Annotated in this window: 2 protein-coding genes; both read left to right on the top strand. The window is 64.1% G+C overall.

What is annotated here, in order from left to right; all coding sequences use genetic code 11:
* Positions 1–861: HAD-IC family P-type ATPase (locus tag D0Z70_RS24395; RefSeq protein ID WP_119750788.1), on the top strand; the 861-nt coding region annotated here is incomplete at its 5' end.
* Between the two features lie 79 nt (positions 862–940).
* Positions 941–1,638, top strand: a 698-nt coding sequence (gene ppk2, locus D0Z70_RS24390; RefSeq protein WP_119750786.1) for a polyphosphate kinase 2, incomplete at its 3' end; no start/stop codon positions are given.

Below are 1,638 nucleotides of genomic sequence, written 5' to 3'. Positions count from 1 at the left end.
GCGGTCCTCGAAGGTGCATCCGGTATCACCCTTCCTGAGACGCGCGACTTTGCCAATATCGAGGGGAAGGGCGCCAGCGCCCAAGTCGAGGGCGCAACCGTGCTGCTTGGCAACCGGCGCCTCATGGATGAAGGAAAAGTAGCGCTGGGAGCCCTCGAGGAACCTGGCGAGCGCCTGAAAGGGGCGGGGCGCACCGTTGTCCATGTTGCGCGCGGCGGCGAGATTCTCGGGTTGATCGCCATAGCGGATGCGGCGCGGCCAACCGCGAAGGCGACCGTCGCGGCGCTTCGGGAGCGCGGCGTCAAGGTCGCGATGATTACCGGCGACAACGCCGGCACGGCCAAGCGAATCGCCGATGAGCTTGGCATCGACATCGTCCTTGCCGACGTGCTTCCCGGTCAAAAGGCGGAGAAGGTCAAGGAGCTGCAGGCCCAGGGCCAGCGTGTCGGCATGGTCGGTGACGGAGTCAACGATGCCCCCGCGCTTACCCAGGCCGACGTAGGGTTTGCGATCGGGGCGGGCACTGACGTCGCGATGGAAAGCGCCGATGTCGTCCTGATGAAGAGCGATCCTTATGATATTGTCGGTGCCATAGCGCTCTCACGCGCCACGCTTCGCAAGATGCACCAAAATCTGTGGTGGGCGGTCGGCTACAATGTGATCGCCTTTCCACTCGCGGCAGGTGTGCTCTATCCGGTGCTGCTGAGCCCCGAGGTCGCTGCGCTGGCTATGTCGGGCAGCTCCGCACTCGTCGCGGTCAACGCGCTGCTGCTGAAGCGCACCCGGCTGGCGGGTATCAGTCGGGGCGGCATGAGTCGGGCATCAGCGGTGGAGCACAATGCCGTTGGTGCCGCTGTTTGAGACCGGCCCACGAGTGCGGCCCCGGCCCCTCGCGGCCCGCTACCGTGGTGTGTATGATTGCCGACAGGAGAAAGAACCGGTGGTGAAGGCGAAGAACGAGCCCCGTTACGCCGAGCAGCTGCGCGCGCTCCAGATCGGGCTCACCGCCCTGCAGCGGGGAATTATCGAGGATGGCCGCAAGGTGCTGGTCATCGTTGAAGGGCGCGACGCGGCCGGCAAAGACGGCACGATAAAGCGTGTCGTCGAGCACTTGAGCCCGCGCGAAACCCGGGTGGTGGCACTCGGGCCCCCATCGGATCACGATCGCCGGTCGCGGTATTTCCAGCGCTGGGTCCCTCATCTGCCGGCTGCCGGCGAGATCGTGCTGTTCAATCGTAGCTGGTACAATCGCGCCGGGGTGGAGCGCGTGATGGGCTTTTGCACCGACAAGGAATATGAGGAGTTTCTGACGACCGTCCCGATGTTCGAGCAGTTGCTCGAACATTGCGGGGTCACGCTGGTAAAATATTATCTCGATATCTCGAGGGCGGAACAGAAGAAGCGCCTGACCGCCCGACGCGCGGATCCGCTCAAACAGTGGAAGATCAGCCCGATCGATGTTCAGGCGAACAAGCGCTGGAAGGCCTATAGCAAGGCGCGCGATGCAATGCTCGCCCGCACGCACAGCATCGCAGCACCCTGGACGGTGGTGCGAGGGGACGACAAGCACCAGGCCCGTCTCGCGCTGATCAGGGATCTGCTGACCCGGCTGGGAGAAACGGATTCTGATCGCTATGG

The sequence above is a fragment of the Sphingobium terrigena genome, from assembly GCF_003591655.1.
In the GTDB taxonomy this organism is placed as follows: Bacteria; Pseudomonadota; Alphaproteobacteria; order Sphingomonadales; family Sphingomonadaceae; genus Sphingobium; species Sphingobium terrigena.
This window is presented reverse-complemented; position numbering and strand designations above follow the sequence as displayed.